Source organism: Acuticoccus mangrovi, from assembly GCF_016411865.1.
Taxonomy (GTDB): Bacteria; Pseudomonadota; Alphaproteobacteria; order Rhizobiales; family Amorphaceae; genus Acuticoccus; species Acuticoccus mangrovi.
Map to the genome: position 1 here is coordinate 73,954 of NZ_JAEKJA010000005.1, position 26,252 is coordinate 100,205.

24 protein-coding genes are annotated in these 26,252 nt (G+C 69.0%); 15 read left to right on the top strand and 9 right to left on the bottom strand.

Translation table 11 applies throughout. From position 1 onward, the window contains the following. Positions 1-8 precede the first annotated feature (8 nt). The 4 genes from JCR33_RS07030 to ppk2 all read left to right on the top strand — a co-directional run bounded on the left by JCR33_RS07030 (position 9) and on the right by ppk2 (position 4,136). Positions 9-1,043, top strand: a complete 1,035-nt coding sequence (locus JCR33_RS07030) for a TRAP transporter substrate-binding protein (protein WP_198881333.1) — start codon at positions 9-11, stop codon at positions 1,041-1,043. 221 nt (positions 1,044-1,264) lie between these two features. Further along, positions 1,265-1,822 (top strand): TRAP transporter small permease, encoded by a 558-nt coding sequence (locus JCR33_RS07035; RefSeq protein WP_232372408.1) that lies wholly within the window; start codon positions 1,265-1,267, stop codon positions 1,820-1,822. Next, a complete protein-coding gene (locus JCR33_RS07040; protein WP_211110126.1) occupies positions 1,822-3,144 on the top strand; it encodes a TRAP transporter large permease in 1,323 nt (440 codons plus the stop codon). The genes JCR33_RS07035 and JCR33_RS07040 overlap by 1 nt, the downstream gene beginning before the upstream one ends. Before the next feature lie 107 nt (positions 3,145-3,251). After that, on the top strand, positions 3,252-4,136 hold the full coding sequence (ppk2, locus tag JCR33_RS07045; protein ID WP_198881334.1) for a polyphosphate kinase 2: 885 nt from the start codon (positions 3,252-3,254) through the stop codon (positions 4,134-4,136). Positions 4,137-4,239: 103 nt separating this feature from the next. Here the strand turns inward: ppk2 and JCR33_RS07050 are convergent, their stop codons facing one another. From JCR33_RS07050 to JCR33_RS07085, 8 genes are all read right to left on the bottom strand, one after another. Continuing rightward, complete coding sequence (locus JCR33_RS07050) at positions 4,240-4,605, bottom strand: response regulator (RefSeq protein ID WP_198881335.1); 366 nt, start codon at positions 4,603-4,605, stop codon at positions 4,240-4,242. Then, positions 4,595-6,109 (bottom strand): sensor histidine kinase, encoded by a 1,515-nt coding sequence (locus JCR33_RS07055; RefSeq protein ID WP_198881336.1) that lies wholly within the window; start codon positions 6,107-6,109, stop codon positions 4,595-4,597. The genes JCR33_RS07050 and JCR33_RS07055 overlap by 11 nt, the downstream gene beginning before the upstream one ends. Before the next feature lie 173 nt (positions 6,110-6,282). Then, positions 6,283-7,182 carry a 2-oxo acid dehydrogenase subunit E2 gene (locus JCR33_RS07060; protein WP_211110127.1) on the bottom strand — a complete coding sequence of 300 codons (900 nt, stop codon included), beginning with the start codon at positions 7,180-7,182 and terminating at the stop codon, positions 6,283-6,285. Between the two features lie 4 nt (positions 7,183-7,186). Beyond that, on the bottom strand, positions 7,187-8,617 hold the full coding sequence (locus JCR33_RS07065) for an NAD-dependent succinate-semialdehyde dehydrogenase (RefSeq protein WP_198881338.1): 1,431 nt from the start codon (positions 8,615-8,617) through the stop codon (positions 7,187-7,189). A 216-nt stretch (positions 8,618-8,833) separates the two neighbouring features. Continuing rightward, complete coding sequence (locus JCR33_RS07070) at positions 8,834-9,934, bottom strand: biotin/lipoyl-containing protein (RefSeq protein ID WP_198881339.1); 1,101 nt, start codon at positions 9,932-9,934, stop codon at positions 8,834-8,836. Then, complete coding sequence (locus JCR33_RS07075) at positions 9,924-10,919, bottom strand: alpha-ketoacid dehydrogenase subunit beta (RefSeq protein ID WP_198881340.1); 996 nt, start codon at positions 10,917-10,919, stop codon at positions 9,924-9,926. Before JCR33_RS07075 ends, JCR33_RS07070 begins: the two co-directional genes overlap by 11 nt. Before the next feature lie 296 nt (positions 10,920-11,215). Then, the gene (locus JCR33_RS07080; protein WP_198881341.1) at positions 11,216-12,217 is read right to left on the bottom strand and encodes a thiamine pyrophosphate-dependent dehydrogenase E1 component subunit alpha; all 1,002 of its coding nucleotides are present in this window, start codon (positions 12,215-12,217) and stop codon (positions 11,216-11,218) included. 13 nt (positions 12,218-12,230) lie between these two features. Next, positions 12,231-13,529, bottom strand: a complete 1,299-nt coding sequence (locus tag JCR33_RS07085) for a M24 family metallopeptidase (protein ID WP_198881342.1) — start codon at positions 13,527-13,529, stop codon at positions 12,231-12,233. A 382-nt stretch (positions 13,530-13,911) separates the two neighbouring features. Between JCR33_RS07085 and JCR33_RS07090 the strand changes: the two genes are divergently transcribed. Next, entirely contained in the window at positions 13,912-15,129 is a 1,218-nt protein-coding gene (locus JCR33_RS07090) for a serine hydrolase domain-containing protein (protein WP_198881343.1), read from the top strand. Between the two features lie 12 nt (positions 15,130-15,141). Here the strand turns inward: JCR33_RS07090 and JCR33_RS07095 are convergent, their stop codons facing one another. After that, complete coding sequence (locus JCR33_RS07095) at positions 15,142-16,161, bottom strand: LacI family DNA-binding transcriptional regulator (RefSeq protein ID WP_198881344.1); 1,020 nt, start codon at positions 16,159-16,161, stop codon at positions 15,142-15,144. Between the two features lie 151 nt (positions 16,162-16,312). Here JCR33_RS07095 and JCR33_RS07100 point away from each other — a divergent pair, with 151 nt between their 5' ends. From JCR33_RS07100 to JCR33_RS07145, 10 genes are all read left to right on the top strand, one after another. Beyond that, complete coding sequence (locus JCR33_RS07100; protein ID WP_211110129.1) at positions 16,313-17,347, top strand: NAD(P)-dependent oxidoreductase; 1,035 nt, start codon at positions 16,313-16,315, stop codon at positions 17,345-17,347. Between the two features lie 65 nt (positions 17,348-17,412). Next, positions 17,413-18,687, top strand: a complete 1,275-nt coding sequence (locus JCR33_RS07105; RefSeq protein ID WP_198881346.1) for an amino acid ABC transporter substrate-binding protein — start codon at positions 17,413-17,415, stop codon at positions 18,685-18,687. 91 nt (positions 18,688-18,778) lie between these two features. Further along, positions 18,779-19,519: an ABC transporter ATP-binding protein gene (locus JCR33_RS07110; RefSeq protein WP_198881347.1), complete on the top strand. Its 741-nt coding sequence runs from the start codon at positions 18,779-18,781 to the stop codon at positions 19,517-19,519. Next, a complete protein-coding gene (locus JCR33_RS07115) occupies positions 19,519-20,247 on the top strand; it encodes an ABC transporter ATP-binding protein (RefSeq protein WP_198881348.1) in 729 nt (242 codons plus the stop codon). The genes JCR33_RS07110 and JCR33_RS07115 overlap by 1 nt, the downstream gene beginning before the upstream one ends. After that, entirely contained in the window at positions 20,247-21,125 is an 879-nt protein-coding gene (locus JCR33_RS07120) for a branched-chain amino acid ABC transporter permease (RefSeq protein ID WP_198881349.1), read from the top strand. The genes JCR33_RS07115 and JCR33_RS07120 overlap by 1 nt, the downstream gene beginning before the upstream one ends. Positions 21,126-21,133: 8 nt before the next feature. Further along, positions 21,134-22,159, top strand: a complete 1,026-nt coding sequence (locus JCR33_RS07125) for a branched-chain amino acid ABC transporter permease (RefSeq protein WP_198881350.1) — start codon at positions 21,134-21,136, stop codon at positions 22,157-22,159. Between the two features lie 2 nt (positions 22,160-22,161). Continuing rightward, complete coding sequence (locus tag JCR33_RS07130; protein ID WP_198881351.1) at positions 22,162-22,938, top strand: glutathione S-transferase family protein; 777 nt, start codon at positions 22,162-22,164, stop codon at positions 22,936-22,938. 19 nt (positions 22,939-22,957) lie between these two features. Beyond that, positions 22,958-23,401, top strand: a complete 444-nt coding sequence (locus tag JCR33_RS07135; protein WP_198881352.1) for a DMT family transporter — start codon at positions 22,958-22,960, stop codon at positions 23,399-23,401. A 25-nt stretch (positions 23,402-23,426) separates the two neighbouring features. Further along, complete coding sequence (locus tag JCR33_RS07140) at positions 23,427-24,482, top strand: alpha/beta hydrolase family protein (RefSeq protein WP_198881353.1); 1,056 nt, start codon at positions 23,427-23,429, stop codon at positions 24,480-24,482. A 41-nt stretch (positions 24,483-24,523) separates the two neighbouring features. Then, the gene (locus tag JCR33_RS07145; RefSeq protein WP_198881354.1) at positions 24,524-26,230 is read left to right on the top strand and encodes a thiamine pyrophosphate-requiring protein; all 1,707 of its coding nucleotides are present in this window, start codon (positions 24,524-24,526) and stop codon (positions 26,228-26,230) included. Positions 26,231-26,252 lie beyond the last annotated feature (22 nt).

Sequence of the window (26,252 nt, forward strand, 5' to 3'; positions counted from 1 at the left end):
GGAGAGATATGAGACGTACAATCCTTGCTGCAGCGGCGGGTGCCGTTGCTGCGACGCTGTTGTCGGGCGCGGCTCTCGCGCAGGACTTCACCTTCACCCTTCACCATTTCCTCGGCCCCAAGGCGCCCGCCCATACCAAGATGCTGGTGCCCTGGGCGAAGCGGATCGAGGACGCCTCGAACGGGCGCATCAAGATCGAGATCTACCCGTCGATGAGCCTCGGCGGATCGCCGCCGCAGCTCTTCCGCCAGGTGGCCGACGGGGTGGTCGACATCGTGTGGACGGTGAACGGCTACACTCCGGGCCTCTTCCCCCGCTCGGAGGCGTTCGAGCTGCCGACGGTGTTCACCAACGACATCGCCGCCACCAATCTCGCGATGCGGGCGATGTTCGACGACTATCTGGCGCCCGAATATGAGGCGGTCCACGTGCTCTTCCTCCACGTCCATGCCGGCCAGGCGCTGCAGATGGCCAGCAAGGAGGTGAACGGGCCGGACGACACCAAGGGGCTGAAGCTGCGCGTGCCCGGCCCGACGGGCAACGCGGTGGTGGAGGCGATGGGTGCCACGCCGGTGACGATGCCGGTGCCGGACCTGCCGCAATCCCTGTCGACCGGCGCGGTCGACGGTGCGCTGATCCCGTTCGAGATCATCCCGCCGCTGCAGCTCCAGGAGACCACCAAGTACCAGATCGAGGGGCCGGACAACGAGCGCTTCGGCACCACCACCTTCCAGGTGTCGATGAACAAGGCGAAGTGGGACGGGCTTCCCGACGACCTGAAGAAGGTGTTCACCGACAACTCGGGCGAGGCGTGGCTGAAGGAGGTGGCCAAGATTTGGCGCGACGCCGACAATGCCGGCATCAAGATGGCCGTCGATTCCGGCAACGAGCACGTCGTCCTGTCGCGCGAGGAGATGCAGGACTTCAACGCCGACCTCCTGCCGGTGGTGGAGCAGTGGATCTCCGAGCACAAGGACTTCGACGCGCGCGAGATCGTCGCCAAGGCGAAGGACGAGATCGCGCACTATAAGTCCGGCGACTGAACCGGCCTCGGGCGGGCGCTTCGTCCGCCCTTCCCCCGCGGCACCGGAACCGCGGGCGACAACAGTGGGAAGGGGACCATGTCTCGACGCACCTTGCGGCGCGCGGCGATAGCCGCCGTGACCACCGCGCCCGCCACGGCGCGGGCGGCGACGGACGATCCGCACGACGGCGGCCGCGCATCGATCGAGACGGCGCGCGGCCGCATCGCGGCGTCGGCGTCTTGAGCGTCGCGACCCGGCCGCGGGGCGGGCTCGCCAAGGTCGTCCGCACGCTCGCCCTCCTCATCAAGCTGTGGGCGATCGCCGGTGGCCTGCTCGCCACCGCCCTTGCCCTGATGACGGCGGCGAGCGCGGTGTCGAACCTCCTCTTCGCGCGGCCCTTCGCGGCCGATCACGAGCTCACCAAGCACATCATCGCCATCGTCATCTTCATGTTCCTGCCCTACTGCCAGCTCGTCGGCGCCAACGTGACCGTCGACATCTTCACCGAGGGAATGGGGGAGCGCACCAAGGCGGCGATGGAGGTCTTCGCCTCGCTCTTCGCGCTCGCCTTCGCCGCTCTCCTCCTCGTCCAGATGTGGAAGGGGATGGGGAGCTACATGCGCTATGTGGAGGTGACGCCGGTCCTGAAGCTGCCGCTGTGGACGGCGTTTCCGCCGATCCTGGTGTCGCTCGGCTTCCTCCTCCTCGCCGCGCTGATCACCGCGGCGGAGGGAGTGCGCCATCTCCTCGGCCGGCCGGCCTGGCTCACGGCGCCGCGTGCGGAAGAGGCGGCCTGATGGACGGCATGATCCTCGGCGTTGGCGGCCTCCTGGCGCTGCTCTTCCTCATCGCGGTGCGGGTGCCGATCGCCTACACCATGATCCTCGTCGGCGTCGTCGGCACGATGATCCAGGCGCGGCCCGCGATCCTCCTCAACCAGCTGAAGGATCTCGGCTACGCCCAGTTCTCCAACTACGACCTCTCGGTGCTGCCGATGTTCATCCTGATGGGCGGGCTCGCGGCGCGCACCGGCCTGTCACGCGACCTCTTCCGGGCGGCGAACGCGTGGCTCGGCGGCCTGCGCGGGGGTGTCGCGATGGCGGCCCTCGTCGGCTGCGCCGGGTTCGGGGCGCTGTCCGGCTCGTCCACGGCGACGGCCTCCACCATGGGGCAGGTGGCCTTGCCCGAACTGCGCCGCTACCGCTTCTCGCCGCAGCTCGCGACGGGCACCATCGCGGCGGGCGGAACCCTCGGCATCCTCATCCCGCCCTCGGTGGTGCTGATCGTCTACGCCATCATCGTCGAGGTGAACATCGTCACGATGTTCGCCGCCGCGCTCATCCCGGGGCTCATCGCGGTGGGTTTCTTCATGGCGACGGTGTGGCTCTATGTACGCCTGGTGCCGGGCTCCGGGCCGCCGGGGGAGCGGGTGCCGCGACAGGAGCTGATCTCCGCCTCGCTCGGGGTGATCCCGGTGGTGGTGATTTTCGCCATCGTCATCGGCGGCATCTATGCCGGGATCTACAACCCGACGCCGGCGGCCGCCATCGGCGTGGTGCTCGTGGGGCTCTACGGCGTCGTGCGGGCGGGCCTCAACTGGCGCCAGTTCGTCGAGGCGCTGCTCGAGACGGCGCGCACCACGGGGATGATCTACCTCATCCTCTTCGGCGCCGAGCTCCTGAAGATCTTCATGGCGCGGGCCGGCGTGCCGCAGGCGGCGGCCGAGTTCCTGTCCACCAGCGGTATGGGGCCTTACACCGTCCTCGTCCTGGTGATCGTCGCCTTTCTGATCCTCGGCTGCCTGATGGACAGCCTCTCCATGGTGATCCTGGCGATCCCCTTCTTCTGGCCGGTCATCGCCGATCTCGACTTCGGCCTCGGACCCAACGAGCTGAAGATCTGGTTCGGCATCATCATCCTCATCGTGGTGGAGCTCGGGTTGATCACGCCGCCGGTCGGGCTCAACGTCTTCATCATCAACCACCTCGCGAAGGACGTGCCGATGCGCCAGACCTTCGCGGGGGTGATGCCCTTCTTCACCTCCGAGCTCGTGCGGGTGGCGCTGCTCGTCGCCTTTCCCGCGGTCACCCTCCTCCTGCCGCGCCTCCTCGCCGGCTGAGCGAGGCCGGGTGGGGGCGCGTCCGGCTCCCGTCGCCGGAGCGCGCGGCCCGGCTGGTCGCGGGCGCGGCACTTGCCGTCGGGCCCGATCCGCTCCAACCTTCGACGATGACCCGCGACCTCCCATTCGACGGCGCCATCAGCCGTTATTTCGACACCGAGTTTCCGGACGAGCTGCGCGAGCGCGTGCGCAAGGCGGAGAAGAACGACGTTCTCGCCGGCACCTACCCCTACGCCGAAAGGATGGACGGCGGGGCCTACGACAAGGCACGCGATGCGCTTCAGATCGAGCTCGTGAAGCTGCAGGCGTGGGTGAAGGCCAAGGGCGAGCGCGTCGCGGTGGTGTTCGAAGGGCGGGACGCGGCGGGCAAGGGCGGTGCGATCAAGCGGTTCCGCGAGCACCTCAATCCGCGCGGCGCGAGGGTGGTGGCGCTCTCCAAGCCGTCGGACGCGGAGGCGGGGCAGTGGTACTTTCAGCGCTACATCGCGCACCTGCCGACCTATGGCGAAATCGTCTTCTTCGACCGCTCCTGGTACAATCGCGCCGTCGTGGAATGGGTGTTCGGCTTCTGCACCAAGGACGAGCGGGACCTCTTCTTCCGCCAGGTGTCGGAGTTCGAGCGGATGCTGGTGGCCGACGGCATCCGCCTCTTCAAGGTGTGGCTCACCGTCAGCCGGGCGGAGCAGATGCGGCGGATGCTGTCGCGCGAGAAGGACCCGCTGAAGCAGTGGAAGCTGTCGACGATCGACGTCGAGGGCCTTGCGAAGTGGGAGGCCTATTCGAAGGCGATCGACGAGACTTTCGTCTTCACCAACACGGCCGAAGCGCCATGGAGCGTGGTTCGGGCGGACGATAAGCGACGGGCCCGGCTCGCCACGCAGCGGATCGTTCTATCGGCGATCGACTATGCGGGGCGGAGCGAGAAGGTGGTGACGAAGCCCGACCCGGCCATCGTGGGCGGGCCGGAGATCCTGCCGACGGGCGACGGTTGACCGCCCGCACCCGCCGACCGTCCACACCCTCGCGTATTCGTACCGGAGCCCAATCGCACCCTCGCCCGTCCGCATCCTCCGTGCTCGCCCGCATCGCCCGTCGTTATACGCGGATGGTGGACGAGAACTGCGAATCGACGATGGGCTTCACGAGGATGTCGAGCGGGTTCGTCGCCTGCAGGCGGGCGATGGTGCCCGGATCGTTCGATCCCGTCGCGTAGATGATGCCGCCGCGAAAGCCCTGGCGCATGACCTCGTTGGCGATGGCGACACCGTCGCGATCGCCCTTGAGGCGAACGTCGAGCAGGACGTAGTCGGGATTGTGGGTGAGGATCGCGTGGATGCCGTCGTCGGCGTTGTCGCAGACGCCGACGACACGCATGCCGAGGTCCTCGCACATGTACTGATTGGACAGCGAGATGAACGGATCATCCTCGATGATGACGATGGAAGGTTCGTCAGCGTGCATGGTCGGCTCCGAGGTCAAAGACGATCGACGAGGTGGTTCCCTCTGACGTCGTCACGGTGATGTTGCCGCCGAGCTTGTGGACGAGGCCGACGATCAGCGTGTTGCCGATGCCCTTGCCGCCGCCCTTGCCGGCGTCGGTCGCGCCCGTCGCGCCGCCGACGCCGTCGTCGCGCACGGTGAGGCGAGCGGTCGTGCCGGCGTGCTCGAACGAGATGAGGATCCGCCCGCTCGCCGTCCGCGGGAAGGCGTGCTTGACGGAGTTGGTCACGAGCTCGGTGACGAGGAGCCCCATGGTGACTGCCGTCTCGAGCGGCAGGGTGCAGGGGGCGATGGAGGCGTCGATGGTGATGCCGCGCTTGTTGAGGCCGTGCGAGGCGCGGATCGCGTCGAGGAGCTCGCCCACGAAGCCTTTGAGATCGATTTCGGCGATGGTCGGCGAGGTCATCAGAAGCTGGTGGACGATGCCGATGGAGCGAATCCGCGCCGACAGCGCCTTGAGCTGCTCGACGCTGCGCTCGCCCTCGGCCGCGCGGCACTCGATCTGGATGATCGACTGGATCTGCTGCAGGTTGTTCTTCACCCGGTGGTGGACCTCCGCCAGAAGGAGCTCCACCTCGCGCTTCGACTGGTCGAGCGCCTTGACGGCGGCCGTCGCCCGGCGCTCCGCATCGTTCTCCACCGCCGCGTTGACGGCGACGGTGGTGACGGCGAGCGCCAGGAGTGCCACGGTGATGAGGCTGTAGCCGAGGCTTGCGAGGATGTGGCCGTTGTCCACCATCCTGAGGGTGACGAAGCAGAGCGGGCCGATCACCACCACCGGCAGCATGCGCCGCGCCGTGGCACTGCCCGCGCCGGGGCCGACGAAGTAGCGCATCCAGGTCCGCTCGCCCGCCGCGAGCAGGAAGGCGGTGAACAGCATCGCGAAGGCGAGGGCGGTCGGCAGCGCCATCGAGGAAAACAGGAAGTGGCCGTAGAGCGCCTCGGCGCCGAACACGTAGCCGACGCCCGCCGTCAGTGAGAGCGCGAAGCCGATGCTCGCCACGACCTCGAACACGCGGTCGGTCCGCCGGCACGCCCCGCCGAGACGCCAGAGACAGACGCACCCGCCGAGGGTGAGGAGTGTGGTGGCGAGCGCCGTCCCCTCGTTGCCGATGGTGACGGGAAAGAGGGCGCCGTCGAGCCCGTTGGCGGGGGTGGTGAGGCGGAGCGCGAAGCTTGCGACGGTGATGATTGCGACGCCGATCGCGGCGCCGGTCGCCAACGCGGTGCGCGAAGGCGCCCCACGCATGACCGAGAGGACGCCGGCGGCGAGCAGGATCAGGCCCAGCGCGGTGCTCGGCACCATCGCCGCGAAGCCGTCGCCGAAGCGGACCATGGTGTCGAACCCGCCGAGCCAGCCGACCGCCAGCACAAGGGTGGCGAGCGCCGTGGTGCCGGCCATCAGCACCGATGGAAGCGTCGGCTGAGGCATGGCGATGGGCTTTGCCGCCGACGTTAGGCTCATCGGATCCCCCTCTGCTCCCGGGCAAGTTTCTCCGCTCGTAGGGCACTCGCGTGCTCGTCGGGAGAACCTTAGGGGGGATCGGCTTGCCCAGGCCTTGCCTCAGCGGGGATCGGCGGGCGGCGGACCCGTCGGCACCGGGCGAGGAGGGGAGGCTCGGTGGCCTCCCCAGCGCATCAATGGAGGAGCCGCGTCGGCGCCTCGACGAGGCGGACATAGTGGGCGAGGAAGCGCGCCGCGTCCGCACCGTTGATGACGCGGTGGTCATAGCTCAGATCGAGCGGCAGCATCGGGCGGGGCACGAACGCCTCGCCGTCCCAAACCGGCGCCGTCTCGGTGCGGGTGAGGCCGAGAATGGCGACCTCCGGCGGGTTCACGATCGGGGTGAAGGCGGTGCCGCCGATGCCGCCGAGGCTCGAGATCGACATCGAGGCGCCGCCCATCTCCTCCGGTCGGAGCTTGCGCTCGCGGGCGCGGGCGGCGAAGTCGGCGATCTCGGCGGCGATCGCGAGGAGGCCCTTCACGTCGGCGTTGCGCACCGCGGGCACCATCAGCCCGTGCGGCGTGTCGACGGCGACGCCGATGTGCACGAAGTCCTTCAAGATCAGCGTCTTACCGTCGGCGGACAGCGAGGCGTTGAAGCGGGGAAAGTCGACGAGGGCGCGCGCCAGCGCCTTGACGTGGAAGGCGAGGGCGGTGAGGCGCACCCCTTTCGCCTCCGCCTCGCCCTTGAGGCGCGCGCGGGCGGCCTCGAGCGCGCCGACGTCGGCCCGGTCGTGATGGGTCACGGCCGGGATGAGGGCCTGTGCGGCGGCAAGGTTCGCCGCCGCCACCTGCTCGCGCCGGGGCACGGCCGCCTCGCGCACCGGACCGTGGGCGGCGTGGTCGACCTGCCAGTAGGCGCTCGCCGCGATGCCCCCCGCCGGCGCCGCGGCCGGGGCGGCGCCGCCGTCCGCCTTCCGCTCGACGTCGCGGCGGGTCACCGTGTCGGAGCCGAGCTCGGCGCCGAGGGCGTCGATGTCGACGCCGCGCTCCTTGGCGAGGCGTCGCGTGGTGGGGCTCGCGGCGACGTCCATCACGTCACCAGGCGACGGAGATGTACTGGGATTCCATGAACTCCAGCATCCCCTCCTTGCCGCCCTCGCGGCCGAGGCCGGACTGCTTGACGCCGCCGAACGGCGCCGCCGGGTCCGACACCAGCCCGCGATTGAGGCCGACCATGCCGAACTCCAGCGCCTCCGACACCTGCATGCCGCGCTTCAGGTCGGCGGTGTAGACGTAGGCGACGAGGCCGTAGATCGTCTCGTTCGCCCGCCGCACCACGTCCTTCTCGTCGGTGAAGCTCTGGATGGCGGCGACGGGGCCGAAGATCTCGTCGGCGACGCACTCGGCATTCTCCGGTACGTCGGTGAGGACGGTGGGCGGGTAGAAGAAGCCCTTCACGTTGGGGCGCTGGCCGCCGAGGCGCACCTTGGCGCCCTTCGCCACCGCATCGTCGACGAAGTCGGCCACCTTGTCGCGCGTTTCGGCGTTGACGAGGGGGCCGACGTCGATGCCCTCCGCGCGCCCGTCACCCATCTTCAGCTTGGCCATCCGGTCGACATATTTCTCGACGAACGAGTCGTGCACCTTCTCGTGCACGTAGATGCGGTTCGCCGCGGTGCAAGCTTCGCCCATGTTGCGCATCTTGGCGATCATCAGCCCATCGGCGGCGGCGTCGAGATCGGCGTCCTCGAATACGATGAAGGGGGCGTTGCCGCCGAGCTCCATCGCCGGCTTCACCACCGTGTCGGCGGCGCCGTGGAGGAGCTTGCGGCCGACCTCGGTGGAGCCGGTGAAGGAGATCACGCGCACCCGCGGGTCCTTCAGCATCGCCCCGACGACGGCGCCGGACGAGCGGCTCGGCAGCACGTTGACGATGCCCGGCGGCACGCCCGCCTCCTCGAGGAGCGGCATCAGCGCCAGCATGGTGAGCGGCGTCTCCGAGGCCGGCTTGATGATCACGGGGCAGCCGGCCGCGAGCGCCGGGGCGATCTTGCGCGTGCCCATCGCGGCCGGGAAGTTCCACGGCGTGACGAGCACGGCGATGCCGGCGGGCTTGTGCTGGACGAGGATGCGCGCGCCCGAGGCCGGGGCCATCCCCATCTGCCCCTCCGCGCGCACCGCCTCTTCCGCGTACCAGCGGAAGAACTCGGCCGAATAGACGGCCTCGCCCATGGCGTCGGCCCGGGCCTTGCCGTTTTCGAGCGTGATCAGGTCGGCGAACTCGTCGAGCCGGGCGGTGAAGAGCTCGAACGCCTTGCGCAGGATCTCGCCGCGCTGGCGGGGCGTGCGGCCGCGCCAGTCGGCGAAGGCGGCTTCGGCGGCGTCGAGCGAGGCCATGGCGTCGTCCACCGTGGCGGAGGCGACCGTGGCGATCACCTCCTCGGTGGCCGGATTGAGGACCTCGAAGGTGCCCCCGTCGGACGCGCCGCGCCACTCGCCGCCGATATAGAGCTCGGTATGTTGCATTAGGTCCTCCGTCGTCCCTCAGACTCTTGCGAACGCGACAGCCCCGCGTCCGGTCCGGCCGATTGTCCGGCCCCGCTGTTCTAGACCCGCCGGGGCCGCCGCGAAACGGTACCGGCGGAGATTGCCACGTCGCGAGGCGCGCAACGCCCCTTCGCCCGCGGCGATATCGCCGCCGTTCCGCCGGTCCCGACGCCCGGGCTCCTCATGCCGGGGCGCTCACAGGAGCTGGCGAATCGGGTCCTCGAGCCGCCGGGCGAGGTCGTCGAGGAAGCGGGCGGCGAGGGGAAGGGGGAGCCTCGCCTCGTCGAAGGCGAGCGAGAGGGCGAAGGCCTCGCCGCCGGTGATGGTGAGCGTCGTGCCGCCGGCCGCCGGCCGGTAGTGGGTGAGGCGGCTCCCGGTGAGGTCGACGAGGGCGAGGTCGGCGGGCCCGTCGGCGTCGGCGAGGTCGGCGAGACGGGTGAGGCCGGCGCGGTCGGCATCGGCGAGGCTCGCGGGGCTGCCCGCGAGATCGGCGCAGCCGACGGTGACGCTCGCGGCGCCGGTGGCGGCGCGCCAGGCGCCTGCCGCGAAGGCGGCGAGGGCGCGGGCGCGCGGCGGCGCGGGGTCGGCGTCGGCGAGCAGCGCATCAAAGGCGCTCCGTCCGGCGTCGGCGGTGAGGATGCTCGCCGCGGCGACGGCGGCTGCTGCCGCGGGCGCCGGGGTGGCGGCCGGCTCGGGTGCGGTGCGCACTGTCTCGTAGAGGATCGGCTCGGTTGCGCCTGCGGCGACGAGGGCGGCGAGATCGATGCCGCGCTCAGCCGCCGCCCGGCGGGCCTTGGGCGAGGCGAGGATGCGTCTGTCGGCACCCGCCGCCGGGGCCGCGGGCCGGGGGACGGCCGGGGCGCTCGCCCCGTTGCCGGTCGAGGCCGCCGCGCCGGAAGCGCCGTTCCCCACCGGCGCCGACGGGGCGTGCCCCGCGCTCTTCTCGGCGGGGGCCGGCGCCTCGGCGACGCTCGCCGCCTTCGAAGCATCGGCGACGCTCGCCGCCGACCCGGTGCTCGCCCCGTCCTTGGTATCGGCGACTCGCGCCGCCTCGGCGGCGTCGGCGGCGATGATGGCGATGACGTCGCCCACCGGCACCTCGGTGCCGGCCTCGGCGCGGATCAGCGCCAGCACGCCGTCGCGCCCCGCCGGCACCTCCATGGTGGCCTTGTCGGTCTCGACCTCCATCAGCACGTCGTCGGCGGCGACCGCCTCGCCCGGCGCCTTGTGCCAGGCGACGATCAGCCCGGCGTCCTGCGCCATGCCGAGCTGCGGCATCAACACGTCATGCGGCATGGACGGGCTCCCCGCGCAGGGTGGCGCGCGCCCGCTCCGCGAGCCGCTCCGGCGTCGGCACGGTGAGATCCTCGAGCGCCGGCGAGAAGGGGACGGGAACGTCCATCGCCCCCATCCGCCCGACCGGGGCGTCGAGATAATAGAATGCCTTCTCGGCGATGCGGGCGGCGATCTCGGCGGTCACCCCGAAGCTCTGGTGCCCCTCGTCGACGACGATCGCGCGCCCTGTCTTGCGCACCGAGGCGAGGATCGTCGCCTCGTCGAGCGGGACGATGGTGCGCGGGTCGATGATCTCCGCCTCGATCCCCTCCGCCGAGAGCGTCTCGGCCGCCTTCTCGGCGACCTGACGCATCGAGGAGGTGGCGACGAAGGTGATGTCGCGCCCCTCGCGCAGCACCTTCGCCTCGCCGAAGGGGATGAGATATTCCTCCTCCGGCACCCCCGCCTTGTCCTGGTACATCAGCTTGTCTTCGAAGATGACGACCGGGTTGTTGTCGCGGATCGCGGTCTTGAGGAGGCCCTTCGCCTCGTAGGCGGAGGAGGGCATCGCCACCTTGAGGCCCGGGATGTGGGCGACGAGGGCGTGCAGCGACTGGCTGTGCTGGGCGGCCGAGCGGCGCGTCGCCCCCATGTTGGTGCGCAGGACCATCGGCACGCTGAGCTTGCCGCCGGACATATAGTGCGTCTTGGCGGCCTGGTTGCAGAGCTGGTCCATCACCAGGAACAGGAAGTCGCCGAACATCAGGTCGACGATGGGGCGCATGCCGGTCATCGCCGCGCCGACGGCGATGCCGGTGAAGCCGGGCTCCGAGATCGGCGTGTCGAGGATGCGCTCGGGGCCGAACTCCTCCACGAGGCCCGACAGGACCTTGAAGGGGGTGCCGGCCTCGGCGACGTCCTCGCCCATCAGGATGATGGTCGGGTCGCGCCGCATCTCCTCGGCGATGGCCTCGTTGACGGCCTTAGACAGAGTGATTTCACGCATCTTATGTCGCCGTTCTTAGGGGGCGGCTGTTGGAGGGCGGCACGAGGCTCCCTCGGTGGGGAATTCTCGCGCCGGCGCGGTCCTGAGGGTGTCGGCTCCGCCGGAACGTCGCCACCGAAGAGCGGTGTTCCGCTCTTTGTCCCGGCTTCGGAAGCCCGCAACGGCGGGCTCCCGGCAGGTCTTCCACCGGAACAGGAGGGAGTACGTTGCGACGGTGGGACATGGTGGCGGCGTCGAGGTTACGGCGCGGTTGGGAGCGCCCCCACGCTCGGCGCGGATCGCGATGAGCCGGCATGTCAGGCGGCCACGTAGACGTGCATGTCGACCTCGTCGGCCGGGGGGTAGGGGGCGGCGAGGGCGTAGTCGACGGCGGCCTTCGCCTCGCGGGCGACGTCCTCGCCGAGCTGTCCCAGCTCCTCCGGCGTCGCGATCTTCTCCGCCACCAGCCACTTGCCGAAGTTGGTGATCGGGTCGCGGTTCGCCTTCCAGTCCGCCTCCTCTTCTTTCGAGCGGTAGTAGGTGCGGTTGATGTCGCCGACGTGGTGGCCGTGATAGCGGTAGGTGTGGAGCACCACGAAGAACGGGCCCTCGCCCTTCCTCGCCCGCTCCACCAGATCCTCCGCGAGGCGGTTGACGGCGAGGACGTCCTGCCCGTCCACTTCGTGGGTCTCGATACCGAAGGCCTTGGCGCGGGCGGCGAGCGCGCCGGCGGCCATCTCCTCCACCTTGGTGTATTCGCCGTAGAGGTTGTTCTCGCAGGCGTAGATCACCGGGAGCTTCCAGAGGGCGGCCATGTTCATGACCTCGTAGAGGAGGCCCTGACCGAGCGCGCCGTCGCCGAAGAAGCACACCGAGACGCCTTGGGTGCCGAGGCGCTTGGCGGCCAGTGCCGCCCCCGTCGCGATCCCCGCCGAGCCGCCGACGATGGCGTTGGCGCCGAGATTGCCGTTGTCCTGGTCGGCGATGTGCATCGAGCCGCCCTTGCCGCGGCAATAGCCCTCCGCCTTGCCGAGAAGCTCGCAGAACATCTCCTTGAACTCCGCCCCCTTCGCCACGCAATGGCCGTGGCCGCGGTGGGTGGAGGTGATCTTGTCGTCCTTCGTCAGCGCCTCGCAGATGCCGACCGCCACCGCCTCCTGGCCGGAGTACATGTGGGTGAGGCCGGGCATCTTGCCGGAGAGGTAGAGCTCGTTGGCGTTGTCCTCGAAGGCGCGGATCTTCGCCATCTGGCGGTAGAGGCGCAGATAGGTGGCGGCGTTCTCGGGCCGCGCGGGCGCGGCCGTCTCGCTGAGGCTCATGGTCGGCCCCCCGTCAGTAGCGGTTGGCGATCGGGAGATCCTCGGCCGGGAAGAGGCTGATCACCTGGCAGCCCTTGTCGGTGACGACCACTTCCTCCTCGATGCGGGCGGCGGAGTAGCCGTCCGCCGCCGGGCAGTAGGTCTCGAGCGCGAAGACCATGCCCGTCTTGATCTCCATCGGGTTCTCGAGGCTGCAGACGCGGCTGATGATCGGCCGCTCGTGGAGCGCGAGGCCGAGGCCGTGGCCGAACTGGAGGCCGAAGGCGGAGAGCTCGTCGGGGAAGCCGAACTCCTCGGCGGTCGGCCAGGCGTTCGCCACCTCGTCGGTGCCGACGCCCGGCTTGATGAGGGCGATCGCCGCGTCGAGCCATTCGCGGCACTTCACATAGGCGTCGTTCTGGACCGTGGTCGCGCGGCCGATGTTGAAGGTGCGGTAGTAGCAGGTCCGGTAGCCCTGGTAGGACTGCAGGATGTCGAAAAAGGCCTGGTCGCCGGGGCGGAAGTAGCGGTCGGTGAAGTTGTGCGGGTGCGGGTTGCAGCGCTCGCCGGAGATGGCGTTGATCGCCTCGACGTCGTCGGAGCCCATCTCGTAGAGCATCTTGTTCGACATCGCGACGATGTCGTTCTCGCGCACGCCCGGCTTCAGCTCCTCGTAGATCATGTGGTAGACGCCGTCGACCATCGAGGCGGCCTGGTTGAGAAGCTGGATCTCGTCGACGTTCTTGATCTCGCGGGCGTCGAGCATGACCTGCTGGCCGTCGACGACGTTGATCCCCGCCTTCTGCAATTCGAAGAACATCGCCGCCTCGGCGAGGTCGATGCCCACCGGCATGTCGGCGACGCCGGCCTGCTTCAGAAGGTCGGCGATCTCCTCGGCGTGATACTTCATGAGGCCGAACGAGGGCGGAATGGTGCCGCGCATGCCGGTGACGCCGGCGCGGCAGTGCTCGGGCACCAGCCAGTCCGAATAGAGGCGGTGGTGGACCGCGGCCGAGCCGAAGTCCCAGACGTAGGGCTCGGTGTCGCCGGCGAGGAGGGCGAAGCGGCAGAGCTTGTCGCGCTCCCATTCGCCGATCTTGGTGCCGGTGATGTAGCGGATGTTGTTGACGTCGAAGAGGAGGAGGGCGCCGCAGTCGGACTTCTTCAGCGCCTCCTTGGCGCGGCCGAGGCGGTAGGCGCGCAGCCGGTCGAAATCGACGCGGCGCTCGAAGTCGACGGCCTTGTGGCCGAAGGCGGGAATGTGCCGATCCCAGGTCCAGTTCGGGTCGACGTCGCCGGGGCGCAGGATGCGCGGGTTGAGCGCTTCGTTCATGGGGCGTCCTCCAATCCGTCACGCCGCGGCCACCGCCGGGCATGATCGCGCGAGCCGCCGCATGCATGTCATCAGTCGCACGGCAGACTTGCCGAGGCGATGCAAAGCATGCAAACGTTCGCATTCGTTGGGTCTAGCTTTCTCACCGAGAGGCTTTGAAGTCAACTCGTGAGATATCCGGGTTGGATATTTCATTTCCGAGGATGCCGCGGGTGACACGGCGCGAGCGGGTGGCGGTGTGTTCATGGAACACGCCGGCGTTGCTGGATTCTCGAAATGGCCATTTTGGCATGATTGGGGCGCACCGCGGCGTCGGGCGTCTGGTTGCGGCGGTCGCCGCCGGCTATGCTCGCCCCGGTTGAGGAGCGTGGGAGGACAGCGGATGATCGGCGATCGACGGGGCGCGGTGCGGGGGCTGGCCGGGATCATCCTGCTGGGCGCGATCGGAGGGGGCGGCGCCGCCGCCGCGTGCGAGGCCGAGCCCGCCGCGTTCCAGGCGGCGCTGACCGGCTATCTCGAAGAGCGGAGCGAGGCGGAGGGGATCACCGCCGCGTCGGCGACCATCGCCTGTGCCGGCGACAGCGCCCCCGTCGTCGTCACCGCCGGCACCAGAGGGCGCGACGACCCGACGCCCATCGACGCGGCGACGATGTTTCAGATCGGCAGCAACACCAAGCACGTGACGGCGGCGCTCCTTGCCCTCCTCGCCGAGGACGGCGCGCTGTCGCTCGACGATACTGTCGGCGACCATCTGCCGCAGTATCCGTTCTGGGCCGACGTCTCGATCCGCGCGCTGCTCGACATGACGAGCCCGATCCCGACCTATTCGGAGGTCCCCGCCTTCATGGCGGCGTACGCCGCGCACCCCGAGGCGCACCACACGCTGGAGGAGCTCGTCGACGTGGTGGTCCCCGACAATGCGCCGGATCTGCCGCCCAACACGCCGTGGTTCTACTCCAACACCAACTACATCCTCGCCGGCATGATCATCGAGGCGGTGACGGGCGAGACGTACGAGACGGTGCTTCAGAAGCGCATCATCGCTCCGCTCGGCTTGACGGGGACGCGCTACTTCCCCGAAGCCGTGCCGGGTGCGGTCCAGGAGGGGATGGCGCACGGCTACTTCGAGAATCCAGCCTGCGATCTCTACGCGCCGGACTGCGAGACGGCGAGCCTCGCCCCCCTCGTCGGCAAGGACGTGCGCGGCTTCGACCTCTCGTGGGCGGGTCCCGCCGGCGGCATCATCTCCACGCCGACGGATCTTGCCGCCTGGGTGCGCGCCCTCTTCGGCGGCAAGGTGATGAGCGCGGCGATGCTCGGCGAGATGACGCGCATGGTGTCGATGAAGACGGGTGAGCCCATCGCGGACGTGTCGGCGGAGGATCCGCGCGGCTTCGCCCTCGGGCTGGTGCGGATCTATGCGCCCGAGACCGGCGCGTTCTGGTTCTACCAGGGCGAGACGCTCGGCTATCGTGCCGTCTTCGCCTGGTTTGCGGACGACGACGTGCTGATCACCTTCGCCCTCAACAGCCAGCCGCCGGAGGACGAGAACCACGCGCAGAGCCTCGCGACGGACCTTTATCGCCTCGCCACCCGATAGCGCGCCGCGCGCTCAGAGCGGGCGGGGCGTGGCGACGCTCTCGCGAGGCACGAGCACGACGGGAAGCACCGTCTCGGCCGGAATGTCGGCTTGCGGATCGCGCAGCAGGGCGAGAAGCAGGCGCGCCGCCGCCTCGCCCGCCTCGAACTGGAGGATCCGCACCGTCGTGAGCGGTGGCGTCACCGCGTCGAGCGAGGAGAGGTCGTTGAAGCCGGTGACCGACACGTCGTGCGGGACGCTGAGGCCCCGCTGGCGCAGCGCGGCGATGGCGCCGAGGGCGAGACGGTCGTTGGCGCACAGGAGGGCGGTGAAGGGCGTCGGCCCGTCGAGGAGGGCGATCGCGGCGCGGTGCCCCTCCTCCTCGTCGAAGCGCTCGGCGTAGGCGAGGGGGCAGTCGGCTTCGGCGAGCCCCATCGCGGCGCGCGCGGCATGGAAGGCGGCGACGCGCATCGCACCCGTCGAGAGCGCCACCGGGCCGGCGATGTGGGCGATCCGGCGATGGCCGTACTCGGCGAGGTGGGCGAGCATCATGCGGATCCCCAAGGCTTCGTCGTTGATGACGAAGGGGACCGGCGGGTCGAGCTCCACGCGGCGGTTGAGCGTCACGACCGGCACGTTGTGGGAGCGGATCAGCTGGATCGAGTCGTCGTCGCGCAGCGTCGCGGCGTGGAGGATGCCGTCGACGCCGCGCTCGGTGAGCACGTCGACGAGCCGCATCTCGCGCTCGGGCACGTTGTCGGTGTTGACGATGATCGAGGCGTAGCCCTCCGGCTCCATCACGCTCTCGATGCCCCGCACGATGGGGGGGAAGAGCGCGTTGGTGATGTCCGGAATGACCACGCCGATGGTCATGGTGCGGTTGGTCCGGAGGCCGGAGGCGAGGCGGTTGCGCCGGTAGCCCATCGCGTCCGCCGTCTCGCGAATCTGGCGCACCACGTCCTCGGTGAGGTTGATGCGCGAGTTCTGATCGAGTGCACGGGACACCGTGGAGACGTGGAATCCCGTCGCCTTGGCGATGTCCTTGAGGGTCACTCTTTTATTCATTCGAATTCAAATCTGCGGCCACGACTGCTGTCTCAATGTCAGATGCAAACCTTAGCATCAACGATTGACGCTGCCTGCCATTCGCTGCTAGGGTCATGCAAACGTTTGCGCAATCGTTCGCATCGATCCTGAGTCTGCGATGTTCTTTCGTCGCGGCCGGTCTCGGGGGCGAGCGTTGCGACAGAATGCTTCGGGAGGACGGCGCATGAGTGAGTTGACGATCGGCTGGATCGGCATGGGGCGGATGGGCTACCCGATGGCCGAGCGCCTGGTGAAGGCCGGCCACAAGGTGCATATCTGGAACCGCACCCGCGCGAAGGCGGAGCCGCTGGAGGCGAAGGGAGCGGTCCTCGTCGACAGTCCGCGCGATCTCGGTGGATGCGACGTGCTGTTCACCATGGTCTCCACCGGCAAGGACGTGGAGGCGGTCTATTTCGGCCCCGACGGCGTGACGACGGCGCCCGAGGTGCCGAAGATCTTCGTGGACTGCTCCTCCATCGGCACCGAGCAGTCGGCCGCGATCCGCGAGAAGATCGCCGGTTTCGGTGCCGAATTCCTCGCCGCGCCGGTGTCGGGCAACGGCAAGTGCGTCAAGGCGGGCAAGCTGTCCTCCGTGGCCTCGGGGCCGAAGGCGACGTTCGACAAGGTGCAGCACCTCATCGAGGTCTACGCCCCGCGCGGCGTCGCCTACGTGGGCGAGGGGGAGCTGTCGCGCTTCTGCAAGATCGCCCACAACGTGCTGCTCGGCGTGGTCACGCAGAACCTCATCGAGATCACCGTGCTGGCGGAGAAGGCGGGGGTGCCGCGCTCGGCCTTCCTGGAGTTCATCAACGATTCGGTGATGGGCTCCATCTTCACGCGCTACAAGACCAATGCGCTCGTGAACCTCGACTGGACCACCACCTTCACCCCGGCCCTGCTGCGCAAGGACCTCGACCTCGGTCTCGAAGCGGGACGCGCGCTCGGTGTACCGATGCCGGTGACGGCCACGACGCGGGAGCAATTGCAAGCCCACTTCGGGGCCGCGATGCTGAAGGACGATCCCGAAGCCTACCTCGAGGGCGACTTCGCGGCCCTCCTGGAAACCGCCGCGCTCGCGGCGGGGCTGAAGCTCGAAAGCGAAGGCCGGCCCGTGCCGACGGGCCTGGAAGTGATGCCGGAGGCCGCCGAATAGACCGACAACCATAACGGCGCACACGAGGGACAAACCCCGGGCGCCCAACATAAGGAAGTCTAGGGATGACACGGATTGCACTACTCGCGGCGGCTGCGGCCGTGGCGATGACCGCGGGTGCGGTGGCGCAGGAGGGGCCCATCAAGATCGGCGCCTCGTTGCCGCTGACCGGCAACTTCTCGATCGCCGGCCAGAAGCACCGCCAGGGCTATCAGCTCTGCATCGACCTCATCAACGAGAAGGGTGGCATCAACGCCCGCCAGGTCGAGCTGATCGTGTCGGACAATCGCTCCGACCCGGCCACCGCCATCAACCAATATGAGCGCTTCATCAACGTCGACGACGTCGATGCCGTCTACGGGACGTTCTCCTCGCGCCTGACCTTCCCGGTGGCCTCGATCCTCGCCAAGAACAACATGGTGCACCCGGTTCCGGCGGGCGGTGCGCTGCGCATCTACACGCAGGGTCACAAGAACATCTTCTACTTCCAGCCGAACGCCGCCGAATATGCCGGCGCGTCGCTGAAAGAGGTGATCGAGACCCTCGTGCCGGCGGACAATCGGCCGACCACCGCCGCCGTGGTCGCGGCCGACGACTTCTTCGCCAACGCCATCGAGGCGGGCCTCCTCGGCACCACGGTGACCGATCCCGCCGATGGCTCAGTGGTGGCCGATCTGTCGCCCGGCTACCTGGAGCAGGTCGGCATCGAGGTGGTGTTCAACGAGAAGTGGCCCGAGGAAGGCTTCAACGACTGGCTCAACCTCGCCAACTCCATCAAGCAGTCGGGGGCGGAGCTGATCGTCGGCCTCACCGCGTCGGCGGAGGAGGCGGTGCAGCTCACCCGCGCGCTGAAGACGGTGCGGGCGACGCCCAAGCTCGTCTATCTGAGCCAGGGCACCCAGGCCGAGTTCGCCGAGGGCACCGGCTCGTCCGCCGACGGCATCCTCGTCCACTCCTCCTGGCATATCGATGCGCCCTTCCAGTCGGTGCTCGTGGGCGAGCCGTTCGGCAACCCCGAGTTCGCGGTGGCCTTCAAGGAGGCCTATGGCGAGGTTCCCGACGAGGACAGCGCCATCCCCTTCGCCGTCTGCCAGGCGATCGAGCAGGCGATGACGGCGACCGGCACCACCGACAACGCCAAGCTCGGCGAATGGCTGTCGGCCCGCACCAACGACGACCCGGTGCGCACCATCCTCGGCCGCTTCGCCTGGGACGAGCGCGGGCTACCCGTCGACAAGCCGCACCTCATGACCCAGTGGAACGACGGCGAGCTGCAGTTCGTCTTTCCGACCGACGAGTTCAAGACCTCCGAGATGAGCTACCCCAAGGGCGGTTTCTGACGTCCCGCTAGGGACGGCTCGCCGCGCTGATGCCGACCGGCCGGGCGTTCGCGCCCGGCCCAACGACACACCAATCGGGGGGAAGACGGCGATGCTGACCGTCACGAATCTCTGCAAACATTTCGGCGGCATCCGGGCGGTCGACGGCTGCTCCTTCACCGCCGAGGCCGGCAAGATCACCGCGCTGATCGGCCCCAACGGCGCCGGCAAGACCACCGCCTTCAACTGCATCAGCCGCACCATGGCGCCAACCTCGGGCGAAGTCTGGCTCGACGGCGGGCGCATCGACCATCTTCGCCCCCACGAGATCACCGCCAAGGGCCTGTCGCGCACCTTTCAGATCTCGCGCAATCTCGCCGACATGACGGTGCTCGAGAACATCGTCTGTCAGGCGCCGATCCGCGGCTGGCGCGGGCTCATGAAGCCGGCGATGCCGCCCGAGGAGGTGGCGAAGGCGGAAGGCATCCTGGAATTTCTCGGCATCTCCCGCCTCGCCCACGAGGACGGCGCCAACCTCTCCTACGGCCAGAAGAAGCTGATGGACTTCGCGGCGCTGCTCATGAGCGACCCCAAGATCATCCTGCTCGACGAGCCGGCAGGGGGCGTGAACCCGTCGCTGCTCGAAGAGATCATCGGCCACATCAGGAAGCTCAACGAGGCCGGCCTCACCGTGCTCATCGTGGAGCACAACATGGACCTCATCATGCGCCTGTCGCATCGCGTGGTAGTGATGGCGCAGGGCCAGGTGATCGCCGACGGCCCACCGGAGATGGTGCGCGAGGATCCCGCCGTGCTCGACGCCTATCTCGGCGGCGCGCTGGAGGCCGCGTGATGACCGAGCTTCTGACGGTCACCGGCATCACCGCCGGCTACGGCGACGGCCCGGCGATCCTCGACGGGGCGCACCTCACCGTGGAGCCCGGCAAGGTCCACTGCATCATCGGCCCCAACGGGGCGGGCAAGTCGACCCTCCTCAAGGCGATCTGCGGCATGCTGAAGATCCGCAAGGGCGAGGTGCGCTTCAAGGGCGAGCGGCTCAACGGGCTGCGGCCGGACCAGATCTATCGGAAGGGCATCGTGTTCGTGCCGCAGGAGCGGGCGCTCTTTCCCAAGATGAGCGTGCGCGAGAACCTGCGCATGGGCGGCTTCATCATGGACGACGCGCACGAGCTCGACCGGCGCGTGGAGGAGGTGATGGAGCGCTTCCCGATCCTCAAGGAGCGGGCCCACCAGAAGGCGGGCACCATGTCGGGCGGCCAACAGCAGACGCTCGCCATGGCGCGCACCATGATCATCAAGCCCGACATCGTGATGCTCGACGAGCCCTCCCTCGGCCTCGCGCCGAAGATCGTGAAGGAGATGTTCGAGATCATGGCGATGATGGCGAAGGACGGCATCACCATCCTGCTCGTGGAGCAGAACGCGCTGATGGGTCTCAAGCATGCCGACTGGGGCGTGGTGCTCGACCTCGGCCGCACCCTCTTTGAGGGACCCGCCGCCGAGGTGCTCGGCGACCCGCGCATCCAGGAACTCTATCTCGGCGGCAAGAGGGCGGCGTGATGGCTCATACGCTTCAGATCCTCATTCTCGGCCTCGCCCTCGGCGGCGTCTTCGCGCTGATGGGAGCCGGCCTCAGCCTCGTCTTCGGGGTGATGCGCATCGTCAACCTCGCCCACCCGGTGATGATCATCGGCGGCGCCTACGTCGCCTATTGGGGCTTCCGCCTGTGGGGCGTCGATCCGCTGGTGACGCTGCCGATCGCCGCCGTCATCCTCGCCGCCGTCGGCGTCATCCTCTACAAGGTGGTGTTCGAGAAGGAGGCGAAGGCGGCCACCTACTCGGAGATGACGGTGCTCCTCACCTTCGCCGTTGCGATGATCATCGAAGGCGCGCTCGGCACCGCCTTCTCCAACACCCAGCGCGTCACCTCGCCGGACTACGCGACCGACGCCATCTTCATCGGCGACATCTTCATCCCCACCGGCCAGCTCTATGCCGGCATCGTGTCGCTGGTGATCATCTCGGGCCTGGCGCTCTTCCTGAAATATTCGCGCTTCGGCTACGCGATCCGCGCCACGACGCAGAACCGCGACGCCGCCTCGCTGCTCGGCGTCAACGTCAACCTCGTCTCCATGGTGAGCTTCGCCATCGGGGTGGGCCTCGCCGGCGCGGCGGGGGCGCTCGTCTCCTTCGTGTTCTCCTTCTTTCCGGCCAAGCATTGGGAGTGGATCGCGATCCTGATGTCGCTCGTGGTGCTCGGCGGCATGGGCTCGATCCTCGGCACCGTGGTGGCGGCGTTCCTGCTCTCCGTCATCGCCGCCTTCGTGGGCGCCTATGTCGGCGCCACCTGGTCGACGATGACCTTCTTCCTCGCCCTTTTCCTCATCCTGATCGTCAGGCCGCAGGGCCTCTTCGGCGACAAACCGGAGCTTGCATGATGGCGAGCATGGACCAATCCGCCGTCCTCGAGGCGCGCCGTCTCTATAACGCCCGCCTCGCCCTCAAGGCCGACAAGACGCGGGCGGTGTGGTTCCCGATCGCGGTGCTCGCCGTGCTCCTCGCGCTGCCGCTGCTGCAGCTGACGAGCTCCAACTACAACTACGTGCTCCACCTCGTCCTCTACACGGCGAGCTACGTGGTGATGGCCTCGGGGTGGAACATTCTGGGCGGCTTCGCGGGCTACATCTCGCTGGGGCACAACGTGTTCTTCGCCATCGGCGGCTACTTCGCGGGGATGATCTACGCCCGCTACGGGGTCTCGACCATCATCCTGGCGCCGCTCGCCGGGCTGGTGGCGGCGGTGGTGGGCTACGTCATCGGCCGCATCACGCTGAAGGTGCGCGGCCCCTCCTTCATCATCTCGTCGCTGGCGTTGGTGATGATCTTCCGCATCCTGTTCGACAACTGGGACTTCGTCGGCGGCGCCGCCGGGGTCTCGCTGCCGGCGATCGATCTGCCGGTGAAGTGGGCGAAGGTGCCCTACTACTACGCCTTCGTGGTGATGGCGGCGGTCACCGTCTACGCCACCTACCGCATCAAGCACTCGAAGTTCGGCCTCGGCCTGCGCGCGATCTCCAAGGACGAGATCAAGGCCGAGAGCGCCGGCATCGACACCCGCTTCTACAAGACCTTGGCGTTCGCCATGTCGGCCTTCTTCGTCGGCATGGCCGGGGCCGTGTGGGGCGAATATCTCACCTACATCCGACCCAACATCTTCCTGATCATCCTCGTGTCGGTGAACATGGTGCTGATGTGCATCCTCGGCGGGAAGGGGACCATCGCCGGGCCGGTGATCGGCGCGATCCTCATCGTCGCCTTCAACGAGGCGTGCGTCATCTTCTTCGGCGGCTCGGAGATCAACATCCTCGCCACCGGCCTCGTGATGGCGCTGGCGCTGATGTTCTTTCCTCTCGGCATCATCGGCTCGCTCGCCCGGTCGGGTCGCCTGCCGCGCATCCTGAACTGGGATTGACGATGGTCGTTCTCTACAACGCGCCTCAGTCGACATGCAGTCAGCGCGTGCGCTACGTGCTCCACGCCAAAGAGGAGGGCTTCGAGGAGCATCGCCTCGACCTCTTCTCCGGCGATCAGCTCAAGCCCGACTATCTGGCGCTGAACCCCAACGGGGTCGTGCCCACGCTGGTCGACGACGGGCGGGTGGTGATCGATTCGGCGGTCATCATGGAATATCTCGACGAGACGCGACCCGATCCTCGCCTCGTGCCCGAGGATGCGTTCGAGCGGGCACGGATGCGGGCGATGCTGCGCTTCATCGACGAGGTGCCGACGCCGGCGGTGCGGGTGCCCTCCTACAACCTCGCCTTCCTGCCCCACTTCCAGGCGATGAGCGAGGCGGAGTTCGAGGCCGTGTGCGAGGCGAAGCCGCTGCGCCGCGAGTTCCTGAAGAAGATGGGGCGCACCGGCTTTTCCGAGGCCGACATGGCGGAGGCGACGGGCCGGCTGCGGCGCGGCGTGGAGCGCATGGGCCACTGGCTCGCCGAGAGCGGCGGGCCGTGGCTGATGGGCGCGTGCCAGACCCTCGCCGACATCGCCGTGATGCCGGTGATCGTGCGGATGGACGACATCGGCATGGCCCCGATGTGGGACGACTTCCCCGCCATCGGCCGCTGGTTCGAAGAACTGAAGGCGACGGACGCGTTCCGGCCGACCTACTATTCGGGCTCGCTCCTCACCGAGAAATATCCGCACCTTGCCGAGGCGAAGCGGGCGGAGGCAGTGTCGGCCGTCTGACCCGGCCGAGGGAGCCTTCATGATCATCGTCTACATGCTTGCCGCCGTTCTCGTCGGCGGTCTTCTGTCCATCCAGCCGGCGATGAACGTCATGTTGGTGCGGGCGATCCAAAGCCCGTTCGGCGCGTCGGCGATCTCGGTGTTCGTGGCCTTCCTCACCGCCCTCCTCTTCGCCCTTCTGATGGGGCGCGGGGAGATGACGCGCACCACGCTCACGGCGGTGCCGTGGTGGGTCTACCTCGCCGGCACGGTGGGGGCGATCTTCGTCGCCGGCGGGGTGGTGATCGCGCCGGTGACGGGGGCGCTCCTCTTCTTCGTCTGCGTGGTGGCGGGGCAGCTCCTCGGCGCCATGCTCGCCGATCACATCGGCGCCTTCGGCCTCGAGATTCGCACGATCTCGCCGATGCGCATCCTGGGTCTCGCCCTGGTGCTCGGCGGGGCGCTCCTCGTGCAGCGAGGCTGACGGCGCCCCATCATGGGAGCCTATCATGGCCGAGAACCGCCTCCTCGAAGTCGCCGGACACTGGCTCCCGCGCATGGAGGTGGCGGGCATCCCCTCCGCCACCGCGCGCGCCGTCATCGAGGCGGCGGGATCGTGGGAGAACTGGTGCGCCGCGTGGTCGGCCGAAGGTGAGCGTCATGCGCGCCTCGCCGCCGCGGCGGAGGACGCCGATCACCCGGTGACGGCCGGCGAGGCCTACGCCCGCGCCGCGCTCTTCCACCACTTCGCCCAGTTCATGCTCTTCGACGATCTCGGCCAGAAGCGGGCCGCCACCGCGCGCAAGCTCGCCGCCTTCCAGAAGGCGGCACCGCTCCTCGACCCGCCGGCGAAGCGCCTCGTCATTCCCTTCGAGGGAGCGGCGCTGACGGGCTATCTGCGCGTGCCGGGGGAGGCGAGGGGGAGCGTCGTCATCGTGCCGGGCTCCGACTCCACCAAGGAGGAGTTCCCCGCCTTCGAGGCCCATTTCCTGCGGCGCGGCCTCGCGACCCTCTCGCTCGACGGGCCGGGGCAGGGGGAGGGGCGCTGCCTCGGCCCGCTGCGGCCCGACATCACCGCGGCGGTCGCGGTGGCGATCGACGCGCTGCGCGCCGCCGGCGCACCGCGGAAGGTGGCGCTCGTCGGCATGGCTTTCGGCGGCCATCTGGCGCTGCGTGCGGCGGCGGGGCTCGCGGATCTTCGCGGCGCCGTCTCGATCAACGGCTTTGCCGATCTCGGCGCGATGTGGGACGGTTTCCCACAGGTCTATCGCGACAACATGCGCTTCGCGCTCGGCGTCGAGGAGGGGGACGGGGACGGGGGCGAGACGCGCCGGCGGGCGGCAGGGTTCACCCTCACCGGGGTGCCGGCGCCCAGCGTGCCGGTACTCGTCGTCCACGGCGCCCGGGACAGGATCTTTCCCCCGGCGGAAGCGGAGGCGCAAATCGACTGGGCGGGTGGCGGACGACTGGAAGTTCTCGCCGAGGGTAACCACGTCTGCAACAACATCCCCTGGCTCTATCGACCGATGGTCGCGGATTGGGTGATGGATCGTCTCGCGCCATAAGGGCGTCGCAAGGCCCGTAAAGAGGCTGCAGGGGGAGAGAGATGGAGCAGAGAGCCACCGCCATGATGACGGCCGGCGGCGCGATCTTCGCGCGGCTCAAGGCGCTGGGCGTCGACTACGTGTTCGCCAATTCCGGCACCGACTTCCCGCCCGTGATCGAGGGGCTCGCCGAAGCGGCCGCGCACGACGCCGAGCTGCCCGAGGCGCTGGTGATCCCCCACGAGCACGCCGCGATGGGCATGGCGCACGGCTACTATCTGATGACCGGCAACGCCCAGGCGGTGATGCTCCACACCAACGTGGGCCTCTCCAACGGGGCGACCGGCGCGATCAACGCCGCCTGCGAGCACATCCCGCTCATCATGATGTCGGGCCGCACGCCGGTCACCGAGGAAGGCCGCTTCGGCGCGCGCACCGTGCCCATCGCCTGGGGCCAGGAGATGCGCGACCAGACCGCCCTCGTCCGCGAGGCGGCGAAGTGGGACTACGAGCTGCGCTTTCCCGAGCAGATCGCCGACCTCCTCGACCGCGCGTTCGCCATCGCCAACTCCACCCCCAAGGGGCCGGTGTACCTCTCGCTGCCGCGCGAGACGTTGTGCGAGGCGGTGCCGGCGGGCGAGCTCGACGCCCGGCCGACCATCGCGCCGGTGCGGATCGCGCCGGATCCGGCCGCCGTCGCCGCCGCCGCCCGGGCTCTCGCCAAGGCGAAGGCGCCGCTCATCATCGCGCAGCGCGGCGCCGGCGACGCGGCGAGCTTCGCCGCCTTCGCCGACTGGGTCGACAACTGGGGCATCGCCGTCTCCTCCTGGTGGGCGACGCATCTCGCCATTTCCACCACCCACCCGATGCACGTCGGCCCGGAGCCCGGCCCGTGGCTCGAGGCGGCCGACGTGGTGGTGATCCTCGACGCTCTCGCCCCGTGGTGGCCCGACCGGCACAAGGCGCCCAACGCGCACACGGTGATCAATATCGGCCCCGATCCGATCTTCTCCCGCTTTCCGGTGCGCACCTTCCGCTCCGACATCGCGATCGCCGGCGAGAGCGCCGACACCATCCGCGCGCTCATCGCGGCGATGGCGGGACAGAAGCGGAACCGCACGATGGTCTCGGCGCGACGCAAGAAGATCGCCAAGGCGACGGCGGCCGCGCGGGCCGACGTCGCCGAGGCGGCCGCGGACGTGACCCGCGGTATCACTAAAGCGTATGTCAGCCTGAAGCTGTCAGAGGCGCTCGCCGGCAAGACCTCCTCGGTGTTCTCCGAACTCGGCACCAAGCTCGGCGTGCTCGCCCGCACCGAGCACCGCTCGTGGTTCCAGGAGCCCCATTCGGGCGGCCTCGGGTGGAGCTTTCCGGCCGCCCTCGGCGCCAAGCTCGCCGAGCCCGATCGCCTCGTCGTCGCCACCATGGGCGACGGCTCCTACATGTTCGCAAACCCCACCGTTTGCCATCAGATCGCCGAAGCGCTGGGGCTCGCCGTGCTCGTCATCGTGCTCAACAACGAGGAGTGGGGGGCGGTGCGCGCATCGGTCTCGGGGCTCTATCCGGACGGCTACGCGGCGAAGGCCAATCTGATGCCGCTCACCGCGCTGAAGCCGACGCCCGACTTCACGCGGACCGCCGAGGCGAGCCGTGCCTTCGCCCGCCGCGTAAGCGATCCGGCCGAGCTCGCCGGCGCGCTCGCCGAGGCGATCGGCGCGGTCGAGGCGGGCCGGCCGGCGCTCCTCGACATTTCGGTGCTGCCGGACTGAGCCGCGGCCTTCATTCCGCGCT